This window comes from Pacificimonas pallii (assembly GCF_019204005.1).
Classification (GTDB): domain Bacteria; phylum Pseudomonadota; class Alphaproteobacteria; order Sphingomonadales; family Sphingomonadaceae; genus Pacificimonas; species Pacificimonas pallii.
Genome location: NZ_JAGSPA010000002.1, coordinates 22283 through 46982, shown reverse-complemented (window position 1 = coordinate 46982; position 24700 = coordinate 22283). Strand labels below are relative to the sequence as shown.

The following is a 24700-nucleotide window of genomic DNA, read 5'->3' as shown; positions in this document are numbered from 1 at the left end:
GGATTGCACCCCGCCATTTCCGTTATACCGGCGAAAGCCGGTATCCGTCTCTTGCGAGAAACCGAAAACCCAGATTCAAACGCGAACCGGCCCCCTGGCGCCGCCGTCCACGCACCGCTCCCAGCCCGGCAAGACCCAGTCCGAGAAGGCCGAGCGCGGCGGGCGCGGGCACTTCGCCCGGCTGTTCGAACTGCGTATTCTCGGCGGCGGTGTCGTAATAGCCGTCCTCAAACTGATTGACGCTCTCGATGGCGCCAGACAGGCCATAGGTGAATTCGGCGGTCATATAGGGGTGGAACCAGATCCCCAGCTGCTCGCGGAACTGCGCGCCGCGCCAGTTCGCGCCAAAGTCCGCGCGGCTGTTCAGATCGGCGACATCCAGCGTGAAACTATATCCGCTCGGCCCGTTCAGCGTCAGCGCGCCTTCGAAGGATTGCAGCAGATTGCCGGGATCGTCCCAGCTGCGGTCCCGCTCGTCACCCTCGTAAAGATAGGCCTGCACCAGCGAATTGCGGACGTCACCGTACAGCACCGCCAGTGAACGCGCGACGCCATTCGGGTTACCGCCATTGTTCAGGACGACCCAGAAGCCGTCATCGCTCACATCATTGCCCGCGAACGCGACATCCAGCGACAGCAGGCCATCGGTATCATAGCTCGTATGCCAATAGCTGATCTCCTCGCCATAGGCGCCGACAAATTCAGCCTCGGGGGGCGCCTTGGTAAAACTGTACAATATACCCGCCTGGCTGCCCGTCGCGGCAAATGACAATCCGATAAATGCAGCCAAAGTATCAAGACGCATGCAAAACCCCCGCACATTGCGGCCATTCTGAACGCTTTTGTTGCAGCTGGGCAACAGGTCGAACGTACCGCCTGACAAACGACTCCCGTATAACCGCCCATGTGGTCAAAGAATAGTTAATTCATCTTCAACGCAAGCAGGAAAGGACTGCGAACACAGCGGCGCGTCACAGTCCCTCTTTGCAATTGCCGAATAGCCATGCGCTGCTCCTGCCTTGCGGGCTTCCGGGGAAACCAGCCCGCTTCCGGCAGGGACCGCCGCGGAAAGAGAATGGCGCTAGAACGGAACGTCGTCGTCCAGATCCTGGTCATAGGACGGACGTTGCCCGCCGCCCGAGCCGCCTGACGCACCGCCCGAGCCGCCACCATAACCGCCGCCACTGCTCTGGCCGCCGCCATAACCACCACTGCCGCCTGCGCTATCATTGCGGCCGCCCAGCATCACCAGCGTGCCGTTGAAGCGCTGCAGCACGACCTCTGTCGTATATTTATCCTGGCCGTTCTGGTCCTGCCATTTGCGCGTTTGCAGCGCGCCTTCCAGATAGACCTTGTCGCCTTTTTTCAGATATTGTTTGGCGACGCCGACCAGATTCTCGTTGAAGATGGCAACGCGGTGCCATTCGGTCTTTTCGCGGCGTTCGCCCGACTGCTTGTCGCGCCAGGTCTCCGAGGTCGCGACCGACAGGTTGCACACCTCCCCGCCATTGGAGAATGACCGGAATTCCGGTTCCGCCCCCAGATTGCCGACCAGAATAACCTTGTTGACGCTGCCTGCCATATTCCACTCCGTTTCGAATCTCTCGGGCGTCATTCAGCATAGGCACGCGGTAAGGTCGAGGGTGCTTTCCGACTTATCCCCAGCGCATCCCTGACAGCCGGTTCCCGGCCGCCTGTCGGCGGCGGTCCATCCTCAGCCGCCCAGCGCCCACTTCGAAATCCAGTAGGTCGCCCCGGCGCCAAGATAGGCCATGACGAACAAATAGGAAAACATGAAGATCGGCCACCGCCAGCCATTGGTCTCGCGCCGCGTCACCGCGAAGGTGGAAATGCACTGCGGCGCGAACACGAACCATGCCAGAAACGCCAGCGCGGTCGGCAGGGGCCATGCCCCGCGCAACCGGTCCGCCAGTTCCACCTCCAGCAATTCTTCATCGTCGGCATCGATGGCGTACACCGTCCCCAGCGCCGCGACCGCGACTTCGCGGGCCGCCATGCCCGGCACCAGTGCGATACTGATTTCCTTGTTGAAACCGATCGGCGCAAACACGACTTCCAATCCGGCCCCGATACGCCCGGCGATACTGTAGTCCACCTGCGACACGCCGTCGGGCGCCTTTGGGTAACTGGCGAAGACCCACAGGACCATCGTCGATACCAGGATGATCGTACCCGCGCGGCGCAGGAACGCCCATGCGCGTTGCCAGATGCCGATGGCCAGGTCGCGGATCGCGGGCAGCTGATATTTCGGCATCTCCATCAGGAAACCGCCGCCCGCGCCTTTCGTCACTGTCAGGCGCAGCACCCACGCCGCCGCCAGCGCGCCGACCACCCCAAAGGCATAGAGCCCGAACAGCACCAGCCCCTGCATATTGGCAAGGCCGCCGACGGTCCTGTCGGGAATGAACGCCGCGATGATGACCGCATAGACGGGCAGCCGCGCGGAACAGGTCATGAGCGGCGCGATCAGGATCGTCGTCAGCCTGTCCTTCGGATCGGCAATGCTGCGCGTCGCCATGATGCCGGGGATCGCGCACGCAAAGCTCGACAATAGGGGAATGAACGCCCGCCCCGACAGCCCGACACCCGCCATCAGCCTGTCCATCAGGAAGGCCGCGCGCGTCATATATCCGGACTGCTCCAGCACCAGAATGAACGCGAACAGGATGACAATCTGCGGCAGGAAGACAATCACCGCGCCGACACCGCCCAGCAGACCTTCGGTCAGGAACCCGCGCACCGGCCCCGCCGGCAGCGACGTCATGACGATGCCCTGTGCCCAGCCAATCGCGCCCTCGATCGCGTCCGCAAAGGGTGTCGCCCATGCGAACACGGCCTGAAACATCAGGAACAGGATCACCGCCAGCAGGACCGGTCCGGAGACGGGATGCAGAACCAGCCTGTCGATCTGCCGCGTCATCTGGTTCGCGTCGCCGCCGCTGACGACCTTCGCGGCGATATCCCGCGCCTGCCGCTGATGGCCGCGCATGTCGCCAATGGCTTCGACCAGCATGGCGGGCGCGTCGGCCGACCGAATCGCCGAAATCTCCGCGGCGTTCAGCGCATCGCGCGCCGCGGCGATCACCGCCTCCAGACCACGCCGCCTGACGGCGACCGTCGGGATGACGGGCAGTGCCAGTTCGCGCGCCAGCGCTTCATAGTCGATGAAAAATCCGTCGCGTTCGGCCAGATCCATCATGTTGAGCGCGACGACCATGGGCCGCCCCAGGGCCTTCAGCTCCAGCACGAAGCGCAACTGGCTCGCCAGGTTCGTGGCGTCCACCACGGCGATGATCGCGTCCGGTACCCGCTCGTGCGCATAGGCCCCGACCAGCACGTCGCGCGTTACTTCCTCGTCGGGCGAACGGGGCTCCAGACTATGGGCACCGGGCAGGTCAATCAGCTCGGCGCGCGATCCGTCCGGCAGCGTCAACGTGCCCGCCTTCCGCTCGACAGTAACACCCGGATAGTTCGCGACCTTCTGCCGCGCGCCGGTCAGCGCGTTGAACAGGCTCGTCTTTCCCGCGTTGGGATTACCGACCAGCGCCACGACGGGCGCTGTCATGACCTCGCTCATTCAGCGGCCTCTAGGCGCTGGGCCACCCTGACCGTCACGCCGGCCGCCTGGGAGCGGCGCATCGCCACACAGGCATTGCCCACGCGGACCGCCAGCGGGTCGGCGCCAAAGGCGGCGCGGTGCAGCAATTCGACTTCCACGCCTTCGTCCAGACCGTGTTCGCGCAGACGGCGCTCCCCCAGTTCGTCAAGATCGATCGCAACGATGTGCGCGACGGTGCCGGGGGTCAGCTGATCGATTCGCATGGGGGCCATCTACACTCGCAAAAGTTTCGCTATTGCGATTGATTATCACCATTGGTCGGCATTGGCTATAGCCCCGTGGACTGCGCGTACATATGGCGGCGGCGGGCCGTGCCTGCGCGCGCGGGATTCACACGCCCGGGTAGCGCAGGCGTCCGAAAAAGCGGCTGATGCTCGGCAGACGCCGCTTCGCCCGCAGCAGCTCCGCCTTGCCCTTTTCAAACTGCATCACATTGTCGATGCGCCGCGACAGGAACGCGCGCGTATCGGCGAAATCCTCGCTGTCATCCTGTAGCCAATAGAGCAGCGTGGACGAATAAACCCCCGACAGGATCCCGCGCTTCGTGTAATAATTATAATCGGTTGCCGTATCACCGGCGATCCGCCACATCGCGTCGACCGTTGTCCACAGGCTTCTGACCGACGTCATGGCATGCCGCGGATAGGCGAGGATTTTCGAGGCTTCGCGCACCGCCTCCTTATTGGGTTCCGCCTGCTCCAGCCGAATTTCGACGGCGCGGCGAATCCTGTCGCGTATCTTCATGTCGGAAACGCCCTCGGCAGACAGCGCGGCCAGCATATCCTCATCTGCGATCCGCAGCCACGCGACGATCATGTCGATCGGGCCCGCGGGGAACAGCAGTTTCACGCGCTCGGCCGGCACATCGAGTCGTTCGGCCGCGGCCTCCGCCGCTTCCCAGCCCCAGCCGTCAAACGCGACATCGGGCAGCATATCGCGCACCAGCACGGGCCGCAGTTCGTCCAGCGTCATTTCGGCAGGCGCATATTCCCCCGCGGGATGCGCTGTTGGATCTGCGGAGTCTGGCCCGGCGTTTTTCGATTTCGACATGGGATCCATGATGCAACGTGTCATGGCCGGTTCGCAACCCCGCGCGACGTTTCGCGCGCTCCGACTCGCTTAGCGCCTTGCGCGCGCCTGACGCCATTGGTAAGGGGCCGCCTGTTTTGCTGGTGGGAACACTCACCGGCTCGGTGCGCTATTGTGCCAACCATTTATAATTATTGGAGTGACGAACCCACATGCAGATCATCGTTCGCGATAACAATGTCGATCAGGCACTACGTGCGCTAAAGAAGAAACTTCAGCGTGAGGGTGTGTACCGCGAGATGAAGCTGCGTCGTCATTACGAAAAGCCTTCGGAAAAGCGGGCGCGCGAACATGCCGCCGCCATCCGCCGCGCCCGTAAGCTGGAGCGGAAGCGCGAAGAGCGCGACGGCGTTCGCTGAACACTGTTCACGTCTGTTCGGGGAAGCTATCCGTTCGGACATTTGACGAAAGAGCAGATTGATGGCCAAGCGTTCGACCATCGCCGACCCGATGCCCCGGAAGCAGGTGCGCCAGCAGGGCGTCGGCTTCTGGCTCGGCCTCCTCGTCCTCGCCGCCGTGGCGATGGGCCTGTTTTCATGCGTCGGCACGCGCCATCTCGCTCTTGAGACGACGGCAAGCGGCCTGCAATATCAGGTGCTGCGCAAGGGTGAGGAAGGGGCGACCGCTCCGGGCCCGAACGATACCGTCCTGGTGCATTACGAAGGCACGCTCGATGACGGTACGGTCTTCGATTCAAGCTATGTGCGCGGCGAACCCGCCGTCTTTGGCGTGGGTCAGGTGATCCCGGGCTGGACCGAGGGTCTGCAGTTGATGACGCCCGGTTCCAAATACCGGTTTCTGATCCCGTCCGAACTTGGCTACGGCCAGCGCGGTGCGGGCGATGCGATCCCGCCGGGCTCGGACCTGATTTTCGAGGTCGAACTGCTCGCGGTGGCACCCGGATCTGTCGCTGGCGGTCCGCCGCCGGCCAGTGCCGATATCTCCGGAGCGGCTCCGGAAGGCCAGTAGCGCGCTGCGGATGTCCTCCCTGGTCGTCCGTCACCTGTCCCTGACGCGCGGTACCGTTTCGCTGTTCGAAAATCTCGATCTGGCCCTTCAGGCCGGCGATGCCCTGCGCGTGACAGGAGCGAACGGGTCTGGAAAATCCAGCCTGCTGCGCACGCTTGCGGGCCTGCTCACCCCCACCACAGGCGACGTCAGGATCGATGGCCGCCTCGGCTGGCTCGGCCATCGGAACGCCCTGTCACCGCGCCGGACATTGGCGCAGGAATTCGCAGGCTGGCTCGGCCGGCCACCGCGCGGTGACGCCATGGGCGTCGCATCGCTGCTTTCCGTGCCCATCGGCATTCTTTCGCAGGGTCAGCAGCGCCGCGCCGCTCTCTGGCTGCTTGCCGAGGAAGATGCCGACATCTGGCTGATGGACGAACCCGGCGCCGCGCTCGACAGCGAGGGGCGCGCGCGTCTCGCCGCCATGATCCAGAACCACCGCGATCATGGCGGTATCATCGTCGCCGCCACGCATGGAGAGACCGACCTGCCGGATGCCCGGACGCTGACCCTCAGCCGCCAGGCCGGGGTCAGCGGATGACACTTGCGCGTCTCATCCGCCGCCACGTGCGCCTGCCGGAAATGTTGCTGCCGGTCGTGTTTTTCCTGATTATCGTCAGTCTCACCGCTTTTGCCGTTGGCCCCGATGCGGCCATTCTTGCCCGCATCGGCCCCGGCACGATCTGGATCGCCGCCCTGTTGGCCAGCCTCCTGCCCATCGGCACGCTGATCGCCGAAGACCTCGATACCGGTGCGATGGACCGCCTGCGCATATCCGGCCTCTCGCTTGAACTGATCATGTTCGCCCGGATGATTTCGCATTGGCTCGGTCTGGCGCCCGCCCTGGTCGCCGCCGCTGTGCTTTCGATCCCGCTCCTCGGCATCGACGCCGCGCTGATCCCGGCTCTCCTCATCGGCAGTTCGGCGCTCGCGGCGCTCGGCGTCATCGCCGCCGCGCTGACCGCAGGCAGCCGGGCGGGCACGGCAATCGCGGGCGTCGTGGTGCTTCCCTTCGCCCTGCCTGTGCTGATCTTCGGCAGCGGCGGGTCGCTCAGACTGACCGCCGCGGCGGCTCTCCTGCTTGTTGCGATCGCACCATTTGCCGCCGCGGCCTCCCTGCGCGCCGCCGACTGAACGCTCATTCGGCAAGCATCGTCAGGAAACTGTTCAGTGGACGCCGCCGCGGCAACGCAGTAGCGGGCACATGATGCTGAAACGCCTATATCACTGGACACTCGCAAAAGCGGCACATCCGCTGGCGGAGCGATGGCTCGCCCTGATTTCGTTCATGGAATCCAGCTTCTTCCCGATCCCGCCCGATGTACTTCTTGCCCCCATGGCGCTGGCACGGCCGCTGAAGGCATTCCGCTTCGCCGCGATCACGACCATTACCTCCGTCCTCGGCGCCGCGCTTGGCTGGGTCATTGGTGCAAGTCTGTTCGATACGGTCGGCACGTGGCTGCTCAGTACCTACGGCGCAGAAGAACAGTTCGCCTCTCTCGCCGAGACATTCAACTCCCAGGCCATCAGCATCGTCTTTCTTGCCGCCGTATCGCCCGTCCCCTTCAAGATTTTCACCATCGCCAGCGGCGCGACAGGCTTCTCGCTCTGGACCATGCTGGCGATCAGCGTCATCGGGCGCGGTCTGCGCTTTTTCCTGCTGGCCGGTCTGCTGCGCTATTTCGGCGAACCGATGAAGGCATTGCTCGACCGGCATTTCGGCCTCATCACCACGCTGATCGGCATTTTATTCATCGGCGGTTTCGTCGCGGCAAAATACCTCATTTAGCTGGTCCGGCGGCAGGAACCGGAATGCAGCCCGGACGGTTGTTCGGTCAGAGATTCACATCAGCGAAAGCAGGACGTCATGATCGGCAGATTTATCGGGGCAGCAATTGGCAAGAAGGCGGCGGACGCCGTAGGGGCCCGCGTGGGCGGTCCGGTGGGTGCGGCGATCGGCCTTGGCCTCGCCTCACGGCGCTTTCGCGGCGCTGCCTTTGGCGGCCTTGCCGTGATGGGCGGCCTCGCCCTCTATCGGCATCTGCGCGGCGAAACGGCCCCGGCGCGGGACGTCCGCCCTAATGCCGCGTCGGATGACATCGATATGGCCGCGAATGTGGTTGTCGAAAATGATGCGGCGACCCGGGCCGCACACGCGCCCCGCGCGGTATAACGGCCCGCTATTTCGGGTCCGCACCGCCCAGAAACCGGCCGACGATTTCGCGCGCGACGCGAACGGGCCTGTGGGATTGCGCGTCGACGGAGCACCAGATGCTGTCAACTTCGGCAAGCACCTCTTCGCCGCGGTGAATGATCGTCCGGTAAAAGGCGCGCACGCCCTTCACCCGCTCCAGCGCGACACTCGCGACCAGGCTGTCTTCCAGAAAGGCGGCCTTGCGATAGGTGATTTCGTGCTTCAGCGCGACCCACAGATAAGCCGCCTGCGCCGACGCCGGCGCGAAGGTTTCCCAGTGCGACACGACCGCTTCCTGAACCCATGACAGGTAGACGGCATTATTCACGTGCCCCATATGGTCAATATGGGAAGAACTGATGTTGAGGGGATGATCGATTCTGGCTGCCGTCATGTCGCTCATCTTAAACTAATTGTCACCGATGCCAATAAAGATTCGTAAAAGCCGCCGCCCGCCCGAGGCCGTGCGCGCCGATGCCATAGCGGCCGCGCGTGAACTTCTTATTGCAGAGGGCCCGCAGGCGGTCACGCTGAAGGCGGTCGCAAGGGCGCTTGGGATGACGCATGGCAACATCACGCATCATTTCGGATCGGTGGGCGGCCTGCACCGCGCGCTGATCGGCACCATGACCCGCGAGCTTACCGGCATCGTCGAACATCTTGCCGCGGAATTGCGCGAAAAGCGCACCACACCGCGCGAAATCGTCGACACAGTGTTCGATGCTTTCGGACCCGGCGGGGCCACACGCCTGATCGCATGGGTTCAGCTATCGGGAAAGCCTGCCGATCTGGCACAGTTTCACGCGGCGGTGGCTGACCTTGTCGAGGTTCTGACCGGCGAAGTCCCGGGGCGCCGAAAGATCGACTCCGCGCGGGTCACGCTCGCCGTGATGCTACCGGCGCTTGGACATGCGCTGCTGGCGCAGTCCATCGAAACGGAACTTGGCATTGATGATGGCGAAGTGCGGGCGCAGGTCGCGATGACACTTGGCGCGCTCCTGCGGCTGGAGCGCATGGGCGCCCGGCAGGTCAGTGCACCTCGCCGACGACGTCTACCAGCTGAAGCATGAGAATCGCCTGCTCAACCTGGCGCCAGCGCGCAAAGTTCGGCGTGTCCCCGGCATTCAAATGTGCATCGGCGATGGTCGCCGCTTCCAGCACAGCCTCATCGCCGAACCGTTCAACCAACATCGCGGCCTCGTTGAACGAGTGTCGATCGCTAACCGACTGGATGTGCATGGCTACTCCCCACTACAGAAACCTGGCCCTGCAGGCTTTCATGCAATGACTATGCCATTATGTCGCACTCAGGGGCGAGCCGTGCAGTGGTTGCGGCGGCGGTTCGAAAATATGCTCGCAGCGTCCCGTTTTGGTACAATTGTGACAGGTGAATTCATATGAGTGCAGCGGGAATTCTTTTGGCGTTCGCCGTGATCATCGGCGCGGTGATCGGCATATTCCAGGGTCAGCCGTCCATCGGCTTCCTGTCCGGCCTCGGCGTCGGGATCATCCTCGCCATTCTCGCCACACTCATACAAAATCGCCGCAAGACCTAGGCCCGCCAATCCTGGGCGCGGATTTACGCGTTTTCGATCTCGAACCTTACGGAGATCGTCAATGTGCTTTCGATCGCCACGCCGTCGCGCGTTGCCGGTACGAAGCGCCAGCGCTGTCGCGCCTGTTTCAGCGCGGCCCGGTCCAGCGCCTGATGTCCGCTGGACTGCGCGATGCTGGCGGATGCGACGCGCCCGTCCGTGCCGACCTGCACAGTCACCGCGACGACGCCCTCATGACCCGCCCGCTTTGCACTCGTCGGATAGGGCGGCTGGAAATCCCGCGCATATCGCTCGTTCAGGCGGCCTTTGGTCAGCACCGGTTCGCGCGGAGGCGGCTCGACCGCAACCGTCCCCTCACCCCCGCGTCCTGGTTCCAGCCGGGGCAGGGCTGGGATTTCCGGATCGAAAATCAGCGGAGCGTCGGGTTGCAGCGGAACCTGCACATCGATGTCCGGCGGCGCCAGCTGAGGGGGGACGTCCACATAATTCACGTCGGGCTCCGGCGGCGGCGGCGTTTTCTTCGGTTCCTCGATGTTCGGCTTCAGGACGATCGGTGGCAGCGATGTGACCGGGCCCGGTACGACGCCCGCCAGCGTCAGGGCCATCCAGCCGATCACGACATGTGCGCCGCCGGTGACCAGAATGGCCGCCGGGCTGCGCCTTGGATTTCCTGTTTCAATATAAGACATTTCACCCTCCTCCTCGCACTCCAATCCTCCCACGGAGCGTGTTGTTACGGTATTACATCACTCCCATTTGTCAAGTTACGGTGTCGAAACGCTCACGCATGTCCAGCTCTTTTCAGCGGAGCATGACAGGATTTATCTCTTCAAGATCAGTACTCTGCCAGATGTGGCCGCGCCGTCCGGGCACCGCGCCGTCATGCCGCCTCAAGGCGCGCCAGCACCTCTTCGCGCCCAATCAGCCGCACCAGGCCCGCCATTTCCGGGCCATGATCCTCGCCCGTCAGCGCCTGCCGCAGCGGCAGGAACAGCGCCCGCCCCTTACGTCCGGTCGCGGCCTTCAGCGCTGCCGTCCAGCGCGGCCAGATATCGTCGCCCCATGGCAGTTCAGCCAGCGCGGAGGCGGCTTCCGCCAGATATGCCGCGTCTTCGGCGGCGGCAGTGCTTGCCACCGGCCCTGTCACGATCTGCCACAGCGCTTTGACATCGCCGATAGTCTGCACGTTCGGCCGGATCACATGCCACGCCGCCTCGTCCATGTCCGGCGGCAGGCGGTCCGCGACGCGCGCATGGTCCGCCGCATGCAATATCTTCGCATTTAGCGGCAACAGGTCCGCGGGATCGAACCGCGCGGGGGCCCGCCCGAACTGAGCGAAGGAAAATTCCGCCGCCAGTTCGGAAAGACCGGCGACAGGCTCGACCGGCTGCGACGTCCCGATCCGCGCCAGCAGCGCCGCAATGCTGACAGGCTCGACACCCATCTCGCGCAGCGCATCCAGCCCCAATGCGCCCGCCCGCTTCGACAGCTTGTCACCCTCCGCGCCCGTCAGCAGGCTGACATGCGCAAATTCCGGTGCCTTCGCGCCCAGCGCGGCGAACATCTGGAGCTGCACACCGGAATTCGTCACATGATCCTCGCCGCGCACCACATGCGTTACGCCCATATCAATATCGTCGATGACGCTCGGCAGCATGTATAGCCAGCTGCCGTCCGCGCGCCGCACGACCGGGTCGCTCAGCGATGCCGGATCGATATGCGCCTCGCCGCGCACCAGATCGTGCCACGATACCGGACCGTCCATGTCCAGCCGGAACCGCCAGTGCGGCCTCACCCCTTCCGCCTCCAGCCGCGCGCGCTCTGCGTCGGACAGTTTCAGCGCCGCGCGGTCATAGACCGGCGGCAGGCCGCGCGCGGCCTGTACCTTGCGCTTCAGGTCGAGTTCGTCCGCCGTTTCATAGGCGGGATAGATCCGCCCGGCATCACGCAGCTTCCGGAACGACGCGTCATACAGCGCGGTGCGCTCGGACTGTTTCACCGTTCCGTCCGGGCTCAGTCCCAGCCATGCCAGATCGTCGACGATGGCATCGGCATATTCCGCGCGCGAGCGCTCCGCGTCGGTATCGTCCAGCCGCAGCAGGAACCGCCCCCCGCCATTCCGCGCGAACAGCCAGTTGATCAGCGCCGCACGAATATTGCCGACGTGCAGCCGCCCCGTGGGGCTCGGCGCAAAGCGGGTCACGATCTCGTTCATGTGGCGCATCCGGTAGTGGGGGTCATCGCAGGGTCCAGGCAAAGGCGCTGTTCGGCGATCTCGTCACCGCATGTCACGCACCAGCCATACGCCGCCGCGGTCGGCCTGGCGAGGGCCTGCGTCGTGATCATGTCCATTTCGGTGATTTCCCTGTGCCGCGCCTTCCGCAGTGCCCGCGCGCCTCCCCAAAACGAAATCATGTGCCGCATTGCGTATCCGCCCGCGCGGATCGGTCGAAATCGGATGTAAACATGGGTGATTTCCTAGACGAGCGGTGATCACATTCCAATGATGACCACTCGTGCTTTCGCGATCGGGACGGCCTTGCCGCTCGCGCTCATTACCTTCGCGCTGATCGTGCTTGGCCTGCCGCAAAGGTGTCTCGGCGATATCGCCGCCGCCGCGCCCCCAAACCGGTTCATCTGCCAGGTCACCGGCGTCCACGACGGCGACGGCCCCATCTACTGCACCGATGGTACGAAGATCCGCCTCGCGGCGGTGGCTGCGCGTGAACTCGATGAGACCTGCATGCCCGGCCACCCCTGCCCGGACGCTTCGGGCGCGTCCGCCCGCGACGCCCTGCGGGCACTCGCGCTCCACCAGCGCCTGACCTGCGAAAAGACCGGCACCAGCTATGGCCGCGTCGTTGCCTGGTGCTGGCGCGAGGACGGCCTGGAACTGAACGCCGCCATGATCGACGGCGGCCATGCCCTCAGATGGAAAAAGTTCGACCGGCGGTAGGAGGGGCAAGGGCGGCGGCTATTTGCCCGCACTCACCTGCGCCAGCACCGCCATCGCATCCCGTTCCCGCCCATCGGGCACGAACAGATGATCATGGTGAAAGCCCGACACAGGGTTCACACCTATGCCCGCTTTTGCCAGCGCCGTGGTGATCCGCGCCAGAAAGCCCACCGCCGCCAGCGAAGAATGCACGTTCAGCGTGATCATCCGGCACGGAAACTCAAAAGCCAGCCCGGCCGCCTTCGCATCATCCTTCAACAGAATGAGCGTAACGCCTTCTGCTTCCTCAAGCCGCATCCGCACGGAAATATCTGCGGGAACGGCATTGGCGGTGACAGCGGTGACACTGGCAAAAACATACAGCCCATCTGCCAGCACCGCCGACATCGTCCGCAGCAGCGTACGGAGATCGGTTTCGCCGGTCACGCGCGGACTAGCAATCGCCCGTCCGCGTCCCCGAACCCTCGGAAATGATCGTCATTGGCCCCATGTCGCCATCGCCGGTCATCTTCATACGGGTCTGGAATGTCGTGTCTGTATGCGTACCCGTCATTTCCATACGCATGCGCACCCCCTGCATCTTGCAGCTCGCCACGGCGTCGAGTTTTCCGCCCGACATGTCAAAACGGTCATATTTGCACTGCCCGTTGGACTCGCTGAACATTTTCTCGGGCGCTTTGTCGATGTCGTCGCGCGTGATGCACTGGGATGAGGAATAGGACTGCCCCGCCATCCGGCTCTTGATCATGTCCACGACGCTGGCGGGGACACCCGGCGGCATCTGCATCTGAAAATCGACGGTCTTGCCGGTCGTCGACCATTTCCCCGGTGTGATGGCCTGGGCGCCGGTCGCGGCTGCGGCAATCAGAAGCGTGTAAATCGCGAATTTCAAAACGTCTCTCCCAAAAGTGATTCACTGCCATGCGCGGCTCGATAACGGATCGTTCAGCGCCAACCCGTGATCAAAATCACTATGCACCCTATTTTTTCCACAGCGGCAGTCAACGCCTCCGTCGCCGCAGGAATGCGGGCATCTGGAAAGGAAACACCAAAACCGGGACACCCCAATCGGCATCCCGGTTCCGGTGTCGACAATGACGGATGTGGGACTCGGGCCAACGCGCCCCACACCCGATGCCTTACGGCATTTCGGTATATCGTGCTCAGGCGGCGGCCCGGCGGCGGCGGGCGGCGGCCATGCCCAAGACGCCAAGACCCAGCAAGGCGAGCGCGCCGGGTGCGGGGACCTGTTGCAACGCGCCGGAATTCGTCATCACGATGGTCCCGGCAATGTCGCGGTTCGACCGCTCGAACGTCGTGCTCGGCGAGCGGTTGAAGCGGCCGACGACCATGCCGCCCACATTGTCGCCGCTCGCCGCGACCGTCCCCAGGTCAAGGGCGCTGGTGCCGGTTGCGCTCACGTCCGGCGCATAGAAACCCTGGTCGAAGCCGATGAAATAGGTCTGGCCCACCGTCAGCGTGATCCCCGGGAAGAAGGTGAATTCCGTTTCGGCCTTCACGCCGCCCTGAATGGCGCTGGTGTAAAGCAGATTTGCGGTCGGGAAGCCGTCGCCGTCGACTTCAGCGACAACGCCGTAAAACGACGCGGTCGTCCCCTGTTCATTATTGTCGGAAACCCAGATCGAGAACGACTCGAGCGTATCGGCGTCGGCAACAAATGTGCCGCCCAGAATGTCATCGGGGCTGCCAAGCGTCACGGCACCCGTTGGTGCGCCCGTGGCGATAATCCCGGCATTGGCGCCAAAGGACAGGCCAGCCGCGATGACAAAGGACAGGGCGGAAACTTTGGAGAGCGTCTTCATGGGGGGCATCCTTTGATTTCGATTGCGAGTTGCCCCTTCCCTTTCAATCGCCGTGCCAGACCGGGATTATCGCCGCGAAAGAGGGGCAAGGATGCCTAATGCGACCTTAACCTTTGTTAACATGTAAAAAATACCGACAGTTTCGCCAGGGGTCGATCGCACTGGCGCGCGCGCCCGGGCATCTCCATATTGACCCCATGCCTGAAATCGCGATCCGAACGTCGACAGCCGACCCCAATGACCAGCAGGTGTTCACGCCGCACCGTCCCGAGCGCCCGGAAAAGGCGGAGGGCGGCCGCAAATTCGAGCTGATCAGCGATTATGAACCCGCCGGCGATCAGCCCACGGCCATCGAGGAACTCGTCGCGGGCGCGAACGAGGGCGAACGGAGCCAGGTCCTTCTCGGCGTCACCGGCTCGGGCAAGACCTACACCATGGCGCAGACCATCCAGCGCACGCAGCGCCCGACGCTGGTCCTCGCCCATAACAAGATCCTCGCGGCGCAGCTCTACGGCGAGTTCAAGACCTTCTTCCCGAACAACGCGGTGGAATATTTCGTCAGCTATTACGATTATTACCAGCCGGAAGCCTACGTCCCGCGTTCCGACACCTATATCGAGAAGGAATCCTCGATCAACGAGGCCATCGACCGGATGCGCCATTCCGCCACCCGCTCGCTCCTCGAACGCGATGACGTCATCATCGTCGCCTCGGTCTCCTGCATCTACGGCATCGGGTCGGTGGAAACCTATTCCGCAATGACGTGCAAGCTGAAGAAGGGCGAGACGGCCGACCTGCGTGAAATCATGCGCAAGCTCGTCGCTCTCCAATATAAGCGCAACGATACGAATTTCGTGCGCGGCAGCTTCCGCGTGCGCGGCGACACGCTGGAACTCTACCCCTCCCATCTGGAGGACATGGCGTGGCGCATCAGCTTCTTCGGTGACGAGATCGAGGAGATCGCGGAATTCGACCCGCTGACCGGCGAGCGCGGCGCCAGGATGGACGCGATCAAGGTCTACGCCAACTCGCATTATGTAACGCCCGGCCCGACCATGAAACAGGCGACCAGCGCCATCAAACATGAACTCGCCGAGCGCCTGAAGGAGTTCGAGGCCGAGGGCAAGCTCCTGGAAGCGCAGCGCCTCGAACAGCGCACGAATTTCGATCTCGAAATGATCGCCGCCACCGGCAGCTGCGCGGGGATCGAGAATTACTCCCGCTTCCTCACCGGCCGCCTGCCCGGCGAACCGCCGCCCACGCTCTTTGAATATCTGCCCGAAAACGCGCTTCTCTTCATCGACGAGAGCCACCAGACCGTGCCGCAGATCGGCGCGATGTCAAAGGGCGATTTCCGCCGCAAACTGACGCTTGCCGAATATGGCTTCCGCCTGCCCAGCTGCATCGACAACCGCCCCCTCAAATTCGAGGAATGGGACGCCATGCGCCCGCAGACGACCTTCGTTTCCGCCACGCTGGGGAAATGGGAACTGGAGCAGACCAGCGGCGTCTTCACCGAACAGGTGATCCGCCCCACCGGCCTCATCGACCCGCCCGTCGAGATCCGCCCGGTGGAAAGCCAGGTCGACGATCTGATCGGCGAGCTGCGCGAGACCACGGCGAAGGGCTATCGCAGTCTGGTCACCACGCTCACCAAGCGCATGTCCGAAGACCTCACCGAATTCCTGCACGAGGCGGGGATCAAGGTCCGCTATATGCACAGCGACGTCGAAACGCTGGAACGCATAGAACTGATCCGCGACCTGCGCCTCGGCGTCTATGACGTCCTCGTCGGTATCAACCTCCTGCGCGAGGGCCTCGATATCCCCGAAACCGGCCTCGTCGCCATTCTCGACGCGGACAAGGAAGGCTTCCTGCGCTCCGAAACCTCGCTCATCCAGACGATCGGGCGCGCCGCGCGCAACGTCGATGGCCGCGTGATCCTCTACGCCGATACAATCACGGGCAGCATCGAACGCGCCCTCACCGAAACAGACCGCCGCCGTGCAAAGCAGGTCGCGTATAATGAGGAACACGGCATCACGCCCGCCACCATCAGCAAGGCCATTGGCGACATCGTCGCCATGGCCGACAAGGGCAGCGACCGCAGTGGCAAGGACCGCGGCATGCCCGGCGAAAGCAAACCGGACGCGCCCGGCCCCGGTCACAACCTCAAGGCGTATATCAAGGAGCTTGAGGACAGGATGCAAAAGGCCGCCGCCGACCTCGAATTTGAGGAAGCGGGGCGCATCCGCGACGAAATCCGGCAGCTCGAAGCCGACGACCTCGGCCTCCCCGCCGACCTCCAGCTCACCCGCCCCAAAGGCCGCGCCACCGAGGGCCTGCCCGGCACCCGCAAGGACCGCTACGGCAAAAGCCGCAAGCGCAAAATGGGAATCTAGGCACTCACCCGGGACACCAGCAAGGCGCGCGCCAACTTACCCGTCCGCAGACACAGCGCCTAAACGCGCCGCCCACCCTGAGCGCGGTCAAAGGGCGCGCCATAGCGCTTGTAGCGCCGCTGCCATGTTCATCGACATGCTTAGAACGGATATCCTATCGGTGACGCGCGCCCCAAAATAACGTCAAAGACGAAAGTAATTTCATGGTTTCAGGGCCGGTTTACTGCGGGTCGTAAGATCCCTCCGATATCGAAAAATCGAAGACGCGCGACGTTTGCGCGCCCTGTCCAGTCAGGGCACTTCCCCCGCCAGCAGAACTTGACAAAACGAAGCCATATTCACCTGGCTCTAATGGAATTGACGGAGTCACCATAAATATTCCGGCGCTCAGTTCCTCTGTGGAAAACGCAATCTGATCCTTGTCCATCACTCCAGATTTTGCGCCTGCAATGTTCACCGACCCCACCCGGGCTTCGCGACGCTTCTTCTTCTCTTTCAGTCGAACCAAGGAAAATTCATTGGGGGAAATAATCGATCCGCCAAACGCGCTCGTCCAGAGCGACGGACTTGTCCCGTTGGGAACTGCCTGATCGAAGTAGAAATAGAATTTGGGCTGGGCTTGCCGAGCGATATGTTGCGAGTTTTCTCCGGGTATAACCGCTTTGACACTTAACGATGCAATTCCGGCTGTCAGCGCATAACCAAACAGACCGCCTGTCTTCGTCTGGTTCGATGTGATGGGGTCAATCCGCATCATTCGCGGCTCCGCCTCCCAATCAGCGAGTAAATACACGCCTTGGCGGTGAGGAACCAACGGATCGGCAGAACTTTCAGATAATTCGACGGGCCGTTGCCTGGCCTCCGTGTCGGCGCGCAGCATAGCAGCGATCACCTCGCCGGAGACGTTCGCGTTTTTCAATGCGATCATATCGTCAGTGGACAGAGCAAAATCGGGCTCGGACGCCTCAATCTTTGCCACGATCGCAGCGTCGCCGATCTTCAAGTCAACCAGTTGCACCACGTCCGCATTCGTAATTGTTTCAGCGACCGCGCCGGTCGATAATAGCACTGCTAGCGAACCAATGAACAATTTCATTAAAAAACTCCTTTTGGTAGCGGTACGATGTTCACGACAACCTGAGGCCTGTCAAGGTCGCTCCCAAAACGGTCGCTGAGTATAATGCCAAGGTTGAGGTTGATGTGATCAAGGGCCTTGAGGAACAGGGCCTCTACGCCAAGGGCGCCGCCGCAACGTCCGACTGACCGGGGCGCTATCTGAAATCGTCGGAAGGGCCGGGCATGACCCGGCCCTTCCTGTGTCAGGCGAAGACTGGCGAAGGACGGCAACCGGCCTCGGGTCTGGCAGCGCGCATCCTCCTTGGCGGCGGCGTTTTCGCAAAAATCACGATCATGCTTCTTTCGATTGTCCGGCGCTAAACAATCAGAACGAAACCCGTGCGCGAAATGAGAAGCATGTGCAACTAGCGGCGTGATGGATATACAGTCCCGTCACGTGGCCAATATTATTGGGCATCAGCATCTTTATTACCTGTCAGGTAAGCTCCGTAACGCACATCTTCCGAAAGACGAAAAAGTGTCGGCATTCTTTACACTTTTGTGTCCATAACGGAGAGGGAATATTTGCAATAATTTGTTTTTAAACAATTTCCTATTTCTGGCCCAGATCTTGCTGGGAACCCGATGATGATCTCATAGAATGAGACACGTTTGGATCCAGGAAGGGGCACGTCCATGAAACTCATCACCATCTCCATCGCAGCGTCGGCTGCGCTCTTCGCGACAACGGCCATGGCGGCACCGATTGCCATCATCAACGGCGCATCGCAGACATCCGAATCCGGCACGACGGCGTCGATTACGACGCAGCTGACGACCCTGCACGAGGCTGCGGGCAACACCGTCACGCTGTTCGACATGGTTCCCGGCGATCTCAGCGGCTTTTCGCAGGTCTGGGACATCCGCTTCAGCAGCGCCACCGCGATCACCGGCGCGCAGGAAACCCAGTATCTGAATTATCTTGCAAATGGCGGCGGCATGTTTGTCATGGGCGAAAACAGCAATTTTGCAGCACGTAACAGCAGCGTCCTGTCGCTGATCGCTGCGGCCGGCGGCGGCGCTCTGGGCTTCACCGTTCCGTCCAGCGCCCAGACGGTTATCGCACCGTTCACCGGCCCCGCTCCCGTTACGAGCGTCAGCTTCAGCGCGCCCGGCGGCGTTAACGGAGTCGGATCCGGCGACTGGATTACCCGCAATGCCGACGGCACTGCGGGTACCGGCGTGGCGTGGGGCGTTGGTGACCTGTCCAACGCGCTCGACGGTGCGCTGACCGCAATCTTCGACGTGAACTTCATGCAGACGACGGCGTCGGAACCGGAACAGAACCTGACCCGCAATCTGATCGGCTTCATCGAGGATCAGGTCGATCCCGATCCAGACCCCGTTCCCGCTCCTGCGGCGCTCGCGCTGTTCGGCCTTGGCCTGCTGGGCCTGCGCGCCGCGCGTCGCCGCAAAGCGTAACGGTTTGTGCGTTCCCGGTTCGGGCATGACGCCCGGCCGGCAATCACATGAAGGCGCGTCCATCTTCGGGTGGGCGCGCTTTTATATGTGCAGCGGCGAACGGGTCTGCGCGCCGCCAATGACCGCTTCATAATCATGGGGCGACAAATGCCTCCCCCTGCGGCAGGTTTTCAGACTATGGTCAAAGGGAATCAACGCAGCGAACCGCCGGGAGACGCGAACATGAACGAGCCCATGCAACGGGTATTTGGCCAGCGGGTGATGATCGACCGCGCCGATATCAAGTCCGCGACCGTCGGCGATGGCGGCGATGCGCCCGCACTGGCGCGCGGACAGGCCCTGTTCAAAATCGACCGCGTCGCGCTCACGGCGAATAACGTCACCTATGCCGCCGCGGGTGACATGATGGGCTATTGGCGCTTTTTCCCCATGCCCGACGGATATGGCGGTCTGCCCGTCTGGGGATATGGCGAGTGCATCGCGTCAAAGGCCAGCGGCGTCACCAAGGGTGAGCGGGTCTACGGCTATTGGCCGCTGGGTGAAAAACTCATCGTCGATGTCGATGATGTCGACGCCCGCGGCTTTTCCGATTCCAGCGAACACCGCCAGGGTCTTTCGCCGGTCTATAACCGCTATGACCGCGCCGCCGAACAGCCTTCCAGCGACCGGGAAAACACGACCGCGCTTTACCGGCCGCTCTTCACCACAGGCTGGCTGATCGCGCAGCAGATGCTCGGTGCCAGCGACTACGGCGCCAGGCAGGTCATGTTCTCCAGCGCCTCATCAAAGACCGCGATCGGCGCAGCCTGGAGCTATGGCACGCGAAAAGAGGCACCTCCTGAACGCATCGGGCTGACCTCGCCGCAAAATGTGGAATTCTGCGAAGGGCTAGGCATTTATGACCGCGTTCTGGCCTATGATCAGCTTGACCGGATCGCCGATGACAAGGCCTCAGCCTATATCGATTTCGCCGGCAATCGCGCGCTTCGCCACGCCGTTCACGAGCGTTTCGGCCCGCGTCTCGGCTATTCGATGGCCGTGGGCATGACGCACTGGACCGATGTACAATCGGGCGAAGAGGCACCGCCTCCTGAGGCCAAGATGTTCTTCGCGCCGACCGTCATGGAAAGCGAGCAGCGCCGCCTCGGCGCCAGTGGCCTCCGCAGCGCCATGGCATCGGCCTGGGCCGAGTTTGTGGGTTTCGCCGGACCGCACACCGATGTCGAAACCATCGGCGGCATCGCCAATGCGCGCGACGCCTATGAGCGGGTGGCGAGGGGCGACATCACCGGCGCGACCTCGCTCATCGTCACGCTTTAGCGAAACGAAAAAGCCGCACGCGCCTCCTGGGGAGGGGCGTGCGGCTCTCGCACCTTCAAAATGGAGTCTAGTTCGGCTGCGGCACGTCCGTGGGATCGATCGGCGCCGCGGCATCCCTGTCGGCCTCCTCGGCAGCTTTCGCGATCGCGGCAGCGACATCGGGCGACAGCGTTTCACCCGGCGATCCGACCTGCTCCTCCAGCGCCACCGTCGCCATGGGCGGCGGGGTCTGGCCATTGTCCCGCATCGCCTGCCGGTACGCGATCTGATATTGCTCGATACTCGCATAATGCTGCTGGAACACGTCCTCGATCTCGCGGACGGCCGTCTGGCTGTAATCCGTGATCGCGGCCGTCGTATCGGGCAGCGCAATCGCGGCATTCAGATGTTTCAGCGCCATCGGGCAAAAGGTCCCGAGCGTCGCGGGCCGCGCGAAATGATTGTATAGCGACGTCATGTGCGCATCGCGCGCACGCTTGCCGCCATCGACTTCGCGGGCATAACGCGCGTCTATCGTCCGGTTCGCCTTCGCCAACGTCAGGCGGTATTTGCGGATATAGGTGTTGTAATTATCCGTCATGTCCATGCCTTCCATCTTGCGGCAGGACAGGGCGGCGACATTCAGCGCGGAGCGCAGGTGGAAGATCGCTTCCTGCTCCGTCAGGTTGATGTTCGGTGACGCGAACGTTCCCGACGCGTCGCGCGCGGGCAGGGCATAATTGAAATAATAGGCATCCGGCGGCGCCAGGTCGGCCTTGGCAACGACCGGCGGCGGCGGCGGGGGGGGAGGCGCGGGCGTAACGGCACAGGCCGCAAGCAAGGCGGCGGTGGAACTCAGCAGAATGACGGAACGCATATATAAACTCCCTTGTGCGGGCCTGTCGGCGGCCCCTCGTTCTTCCGGGGAAAACCGGGACATGGCAACAATAAATGTCGGGTTTATAGCATGATTTCTTGACTTCACCGCATTTTCCGCGCGGGATGCCGCGGATGAGTTTCCGTGACCTTGTACCGCCGCTGCGCTGGCTCGGCGATTATTCCGCCCGGGATGCGACCAGCGATATCGTCGCGGGCCTGATCCTGGCCGTCCTCCTCGTGCCGCAGGCCATGGCCTATGCAACGCTTGCGGGCCTGCCTCCCGAGGTTGGTCTTTATACCGCGATCGCGCCGCCGCTCATCTATGCCTGCCTCGGCACCAGTCCCTATGTTTCCATGGGGCCGGTCGCGCTCGCCTCGCTCCTCGTTGCCGATGCGGTCGCGGGCTCGTCGCTCGATCCGGCTGAGGCCGCTGCCATTCTCGCTGTGGAAACCGGCGCGATTCTTCTGGCCATAGGGGCGCTCCGCCTCGGCCGCCTCGTCAATTTCATCAGCGACCCGGCGCTCCTTGGGTTTACCGCCGCCGCCGCCGTTCTGATCGCGGCCAGCCAGTTGCCGACGCTTCTGGGCATCGACGCCGAACGCGGCGGCACCATCATGGCGACGGCGACGACCCTCTGGCCGCTGATCCCGCAGACCGATGTCACGGCGCTCATCGTGGGCGGCGGCGCGCTTCTGGCGCTCATCATCGGCAGCCGCTTCGGGCGTCCCCTGCTGTGGAAGCTCGGCGTCAGGCCGCCCTGGCGCAGGACGCTCGTTTCGACCATTCCGTTCGTCGTGCTCGTCATCTGCGCCGCGGCCGCCACCATCTGGACGCTCGACATTCCGAAGGTGACACAGCCCCCCTCGGGCCTGCCGCCGTTCGGCCTGCCGCCGCTCGACATGACCGCGTGGCTGGGCCTGCTCCCTTCCAGCGCCGTCATCGCGGCGGTCATCTTCGTGCCGGGAACGGCCGTCGCAAAATCGCTTGCCGGTCGCCGACGCCAGTCGCTCGACACCAGTCAGGAGGCGCTTGCCATTGGCGCGGCCAATGTCGCGTCCGCGCTTTCGGGCGGCTATTCTCCCGGCGTCAGTTTCAGCCGCTCCGCACTCGTTTACGACAGCGGCGCGCGGTCGCCGATCGCGTCGGGCATCGGCGCCCTGATCGTGCTTCTCGTGGTGCTGTTCCTGTCCGCGCCCCTCGCGCTCCTGCCAAAGACAGCGTTGGCGGCGCTCGTGATCAGCGCCGTTTTCGGCCTCATCAAGCCGGCGCAGATCCGCTCGACATGGCGGCACAGCCGCACCGAGGGGATGGTCATCTTCGTCACCTTTGCGGCAACGCTTGGGCTTGGCGTGCAATGGGGCCTTGGCGTTGGTGCGATTTCGGGCATCGCCGCGTTCCTGTGGTTCTCCAGCCTGCCGCGCGTCACGCGCCTTGGCGAGCGTGTTCAGGGCGACGGCCGCTTCCGCTCCGTCGACCGCAACGAGGTGGAGGTCGATACTCTGCCGGTACTTGCCATCCGCTTTGACCGTTCGCTCTATTTCGCAAATGTCGGCCATTGCGAGGATCAGCTCCTGACGCTGCTCTCGCGGCATCCGGAGGCGTCGTGCCTCCTCATCGATATGAAGGGCGTGAACGATATCGACGCCAGCGGCATGGCGATGCTGGAACGCCTTATCGAGAATCTGGAAGAGAAGCGCCTGACCGTCGGTTTCGCCGAAGTGCGCCAGTCCCTTCAGCGGGCGTTCACGGGTCATTTGGAGCTTGAGCGCTGCGCCATTTACGCCGACGTGCCAGAGGGTGTACGCCGCATGCAGGAGGCGTGCGGCGATGATGCGGGCTAGGCGCCGTTCCTAGGCCGGTTTCTCCACCAGAAGCGCATTTTCGCGCCACCTGCCCCAGCGATAATAGCCATAGGCCAGCAGCGCCGAACTGATCGTGCCGAGCGGGAAGCTCCACCAGATCGCGGTTTCGCCCATAACCGGCTGCAGCAGTTTCGCAAACGGGATCCTCAGCAGCCACATCGTCACGGCAAAGATGATGGTCGGCGGGATCATCGCCGCATTGGCGCGTACGACGGCGGACAGCGCCGCTGTCACCGCCAGCACGATCCAGCCCCACAGGACGATGTAATTAATATCCCGTGCGACCTCCAACGACGCACCGCCATCCGGCAGGAACAGCAGCAACGGCCAATCGCCCAGCGCATAGATCGCCGCCGCGACCACGCTGGTCGCCGTCATGCTGATCAGCGATCCGCGCAGGGCGATCCGCGACACGCGGTCCCACCGGCCCGCGCCGATATTCTGCGCCGCCATGGCCGATATCGACGCTGCCAGCGCCATCGCCGGCATCTGGACATAGGTCCACAGCTGCGCGGCGGCGCTATAGCCCGCCGCCACCGTCACGCCGTAACCATTCACCATGGACAGCAGCACGAAATACGCGCCCTGCACGATAATCATCTCCGCCCCCATCGGCGCCCCCTTTGAGAGGAGGGTCCGCAGCAGCTTCGGATCGATCCGGAAAAAGCGGAAATCCCGCGCGCGCAGCGCGATGATATTGTCGGTCACATATAGATAAACGACCAGCGCGCCGAGCGCGACGTTCACTGAAATCACGTTCGCCGCCGCTGCCCCCGCGATGCCCATCGGCGCGATGCCCAGGCCGCCTTTCAGCAATAATGGCACCAGCAGGAACGACCCGCCGATCCACACCAGCGAAAACATGAACGGAATCCGCGCGTCCCCCGTCCCGCGGATCATCATCATCATGAACAGGAACGTGAAGATCCCGGGCATGGCGAGGCATGTGACGCGCAGAAAGACGATGCCGTCCGCGCGCGCCGCCTGCGGCATGTCGATCAGGTCGAGCAGCCACGGGGCCAGCACCCAGCCCGCCGCGGCCATGACCGTCCCGGCGATCATGACGAAGCTGATCGCGGTCCCGACCACGCGCTTCACCATATGCCGGTCGCCGATACCCGTCGCCTGCCCGATGGTGATGCCCGACGCCGCTCCGACGCCCATGACCGCGCCCATCATCATGAACAGGAAGACGTTGGTATTGACGACGGCGATCAGCGCCTCGGGGCCAAGCACGCGGCTCACCCAGACGGCGCTCCAGGTGCCGGCGAAGCTGTGCAGGATATTCGTGACCAGCAGCGGCATCGCAAACAGGGTCAGCGTGCGCATGATCGGACCGCCGATCAGGTCGCGGCCGCCTCTTCCGCCTCCGGGGCCAAGCTTGACGGTCTCGCCCGCATAGCGATTTGGGGCGGCTTCATCTGTCATCATGCGCCGCTTTCAAAATCATCCG

Annotated in this window: 28 protein-coding genes; 13 read left to right on the top strand and 15 right to left on the bottom strand. The window is 63.2% G+C overall.

Annotation, left to right across the window (positions count from 1 at the left end):
• Positions 1-22: 22 nt before the first annotated feature.
• The 5 genes from KCG44_RS05295 to KCG44_RS05275 all read right to left on the bottom strand — a co-directional run bounded on the left by KCG44_RS05295 (position 23) and on the right by KCG44_RS05275 (position 4714).
• Positions 23-805: a PEP-CTERM sorting domain-containing protein gene (locus KCG44_RS05295; protein ID WP_218444755.1), complete on the bottom strand. Its 783-nt coding sequence runs from the start codon at positions 803-805 to the stop codon at positions 23-25.
• 276 nt (positions 806-1081) lie between these two features.
• A complete protein-coding gene (gene ssb / locus KCG44_RS05290) occupies positions 1082-1582 on the bottom strand; it encodes a single-stranded DNA-binding protein (RefSeq protein ID WP_218444753.1) in 501 nt (166 codons plus the stop codon).
• Positions 1583-1714: 132 nt separating this feature from the next.
• Positions 1715-3598: a ferrous iron transporter B gene (gene feoB, locus KCG44_RS05285; protein ID WP_255536370.1), complete on the bottom strand. Its 1884-nt coding sequence runs from the start codon at positions 3596-3598 to the stop codon at positions 1715-1717.
• Positions 3595-3843, bottom strand: coding sequence for a FeoA family protein (locus KCG44_RS05280; RefSeq protein WP_218444752.1), 249 nt, complete (start codon positions 3841-3843; stop codon positions 3595-3597). Before KCG44_RS05280 ends, feoB begins: the two co-directional genes overlap by 4 nt.
• A 127-nt stretch (positions 3844-3970) precedes the next feature.
• Positions 3971-4714: a COQ9 family protein gene (locus KCG44_RS05275; protein WP_255536368.1), complete on the bottom strand. Its 744-nt coding sequence runs from the start codon at positions 4712-4714 to the stop codon at positions 3971-3973.
• Between the two features lie 167 nt (positions 4715-4881).
• Between KCG44_RS05275 and rpsU the strand changes: the two genes are divergently transcribed.
• The 6 genes from rpsU to KCG44_RS05245 all read left to right on the top strand — a co-directional run bounded on the left by rpsU (position 4882) and on the right by KCG44_RS05245 (position 7910).
• Positions 4882-5088, top strand: a complete 207-nt coding sequence (gene rpsU, locus KCG44_RS05270) for a 30S ribosomal protein S21 (RefSeq protein ID WP_218444750.1) — start codon at positions 4882-4884, stop codon at positions 5086-5088.
• A 61-nt stretch (positions 5089-5149) separates the two neighbouring features.
• Positions 5150-5698: an FKBP-type peptidyl-prolyl cis-trans isomerase gene (locus tag KCG44_RS05265; RefSeq protein ID WP_218444747.1), complete on the top strand. Its 549-nt coding sequence runs from the start codon at positions 5150-5152 to the stop codon at positions 5696-5698.
• 10 nt (positions 5699-5708) lie between these two features.
• Complete coding sequence (locus KCG44_RS05260) at positions 5709-6278, top strand: ABC transporter ATP-binding protein (protein ID WP_218444745.1); 570 nt, start codon at positions 5709-5711, stop codon at positions 6276-6278.
• Positions 6275-6871 (top strand): heme exporter protein CcmB, encoded by a 597-nt coding sequence (locus KCG44_RS05255; RefSeq protein ID WP_218444743.1) that lies wholly within the window; start codon positions 6275-6277, stop codon positions 6869-6871. The genes KCG44_RS05260 and KCG44_RS05255 overlap by 4 nt, the downstream gene beginning before the upstream one ends.
• Positions 6872-6941: 70 nt before the next feature.
• The gene (locus KCG44_RS05250) at positions 6942-7526 is read left to right on the top strand and encodes a YqaA family protein (RefSeq protein WP_255536367.1); all 585 of its coding nucleotides are present in this window, start codon (positions 6942-6944) and stop codon (positions 7524-7526) included.
• Positions 7527-7604: 78 nt separating this feature from the next.
• Positions 7605-7910, top strand: coding sequence for a hypothetical protein (locus tag KCG44_RS05245; RefSeq protein WP_218444741.1), 306 nt, complete (start codon positions 7605-7607; stop codon positions 7908-7910).
• A 7-nt stretch (positions 7911-7917) separates the two neighbouring features.
• On the opposite strand, the gene KCG44_RS05240 is transcribed toward KCG44_RS05245, so the two are convergent.
• Entirely contained in the window at positions 7918-8325 is a 408-nt protein-coding gene (locus KCG44_RS05240) for an acyl-CoA thioesterase (protein ID WP_218444739.1), read from the bottom strand.
• A 28-nt stretch (positions 8326-8353) separates the two neighbouring features.
• Between KCG44_RS05240 and KCG44_RS05235 the strand changes: the two genes are divergently transcribed.
• Positions 8354-9001 carry a TetR family transcriptional regulator gene (locus KCG44_RS05235; RefSeq protein ID WP_218444737.1) on the top strand — a complete coding sequence of 216 codons (648 nt, stop codon included), beginning with the start codon at positions 8354-8356 and terminating at the stop codon, positions 8999-9001.
• Here the strand turns inward: KCG44_RS05235 and KCG44_RS05230 are convergent.
• A complete protein-coding gene (locus KCG44_RS05230; RefSeq protein WP_218444735.1) occupies positions 8961-9170 on the bottom strand; it encodes a hypothetical protein in 210 nt (69 codons plus the stop codon). The genes KCG44_RS05235 and KCG44_RS05230 overlap by 41 nt on opposite strands.
• Before the next feature lie 158 nt (positions 9171-9328).
• Between KCG44_RS05230 and KCG44_RS05225 the strand changes: the two genes are divergently transcribed.
• Positions 9329-9487 (top strand): hypothetical protein, encoded by a 159-nt coding sequence (locus KCG44_RS05225; protein ID WP_218444733.1) that lies wholly within the window; start codon positions 9329-9331, stop codon positions 9485-9487.
• Positions 9488-9510: 23 nt separating this feature from the next.
• Here KCG44_RS05225 and KCG44_RS05220 read toward each other — a convergent pair whose 3' ends face one another.
• Positions 9511-10176: an energy transducer TonB gene (locus KCG44_RS05220; protein WP_218444731.1), complete on the bottom strand. Its 666-nt coding sequence runs from the start codon at positions 10174-10176 to the stop codon at positions 9511-9513.
• 191 nt (positions 10177-10367) lie between these two features.
• Positions 10368-11702, bottom strand: a complete 1335-nt coding sequence (gltX, locus tag KCG44_RS05215) for a glutamate--tRNA ligase (RefSeq protein ID WP_218444729.1) — start codon at positions 11700-11702, stop codon at positions 10368-10370.
• A 288-nt stretch (positions 11703-11990) separates the two neighbouring features.
• Here gltX and KCG44_RS05210 point away from each other — a divergent pair, with 288 nt between their 5' ends.
• Entirely contained in the window at positions 11991-12443 is a 453-nt protein-coding gene (locus KCG44_RS05210) for a thermonuclease family protein (RefSeq protein WP_255536366.1), read from the top strand.
• Between the two features lie 18 nt (positions 12444-12461).
• Here the strand turns inward: KCG44_RS05210 and KCG44_RS14520 are convergent, their stop codons facing one another.
• The 3 genes from KCG44_RS14520 to KCG44_RS14355 all read right to left on the bottom strand — a co-directional run bounded on the left by KCG44_RS14520 (position 12462) and on the right by KCG44_RS14355 (position 14266).
• Positions 12462-12869, bottom strand: a complete 408-nt coding sequence (locus KCG44_RS14520; protein ID WP_218444727.1) for an ACT domain-containing protein — start codon at positions 12867-12869, stop codon at positions 12462-12464.
• Between the two features lie 7 nt (positions 12870-12876).
• Positions 12877-13335: a DUF3617 domain-containing protein gene (locus KCG44_RS05200; protein WP_218444726.1), complete on the bottom strand. Its 459-nt coding sequence runs from the start codon at positions 13333-13335 to the stop codon at positions 12877-12879.
• 271 nt (positions 13336-13606) lie between these two features.
• Complete coding sequence (locus KCG44_RS14355) at positions 13607-14266, bottom strand: PEP-CTERM sorting domain-containing protein (protein WP_255536365.1); 660 nt, start codon at positions 14264-14266, stop codon at positions 13607-13609.
• A gap of 197 nt (positions 14267-14463) precedes the next feature.
• On the opposite strand from KCG44_RS14355, the gene uvrB reads away from it, so the two are divergent.
• A complete protein-coding gene (gene uvrB / locus KCG44_RS05190) occupies positions 14464-16668 on the top strand; it encodes an excinuclease ABC subunit UvrB (protein WP_218444725.1) in 2205 nt (734 codons plus the stop codon).
• Positions 16669-16888: 220 nt separating this feature from the next.
• On the opposite strand, the gene KCG44_RS05185 is transcribed toward uvrB, so the two are convergent.
• Positions 16889-17764, bottom strand: a complete 876-nt coding sequence (locus tag KCG44_RS05185; protein WP_218444724.1) for a hypothetical protein — start codon at positions 17762-17764, stop codon at positions 16889-16891.
• A 656-nt stretch (positions 17765-18420) separates the two neighbouring features.
• On the opposite strand from KCG44_RS05185, the gene KCG44_RS05180 reads away from it, so the two are divergent.
• Both KCG44_RS05180 and KCG44_RS05175 read left to right on the top strand, forming a co-directional pair.
• Entirely contained in the window at positions 18421-19206 is a 786-nt protein-coding gene (locus KCG44_RS05180) for a PEP-CTERM sorting domain-containing protein (RefSeq protein WP_218444722.1), read from the top strand.
• Between the two features lie 222 nt (positions 19207-19428).
• Positions 19429-20526 (top strand): DUF2855 family protein, encoded by a 1098-nt coding sequence (locus KCG44_RS05175; RefSeq protein ID WP_218444721.1) that lies wholly within the window; start codon positions 19429-19431, stop codon positions 20524-20526.
• A gap of 67 nt (positions 20527-20593) precedes the next feature.
• Here the strand turns inward: KCG44_RS05175 and KCG44_RS05170 are convergent, their stop codons facing one another.
• Positions 20594-21382, bottom strand: coding sequence for a hypothetical protein (locus KCG44_RS05170; RefSeq protein ID WP_218444720.1), 789 nt, complete (start codon positions 21380-21382; stop codon positions 20594-20596).
• 134 nt (positions 21383-21516) lie between these two features.
• Between KCG44_RS05170 and KCG44_RS05165 the strand changes: the two genes are divergently transcribed.
• Positions 21517-23226, top strand: coding sequence for a SulP family inorganic anion transporter (locus KCG44_RS05165; protein ID WP_218444718.1), 1710 nt, complete (start codon positions 21517-21519; stop codon positions 23224-23226).
• 9 nt (positions 23227-23235) lie between these two features.
• Here the strand turns inward: KCG44_RS05165 and KCG44_RS05160 are convergent, their stop codons facing one another.
• Positions 23236-24678, bottom strand: coding sequence for an MATE family efflux transporter (locus KCG44_RS05160; RefSeq protein WP_218444716.1), 1443 nt, complete (start codon positions 24676-24678; stop codon positions 23236-23238).
• Positions 24679-24700 lie beyond the last annotated feature (22 nt).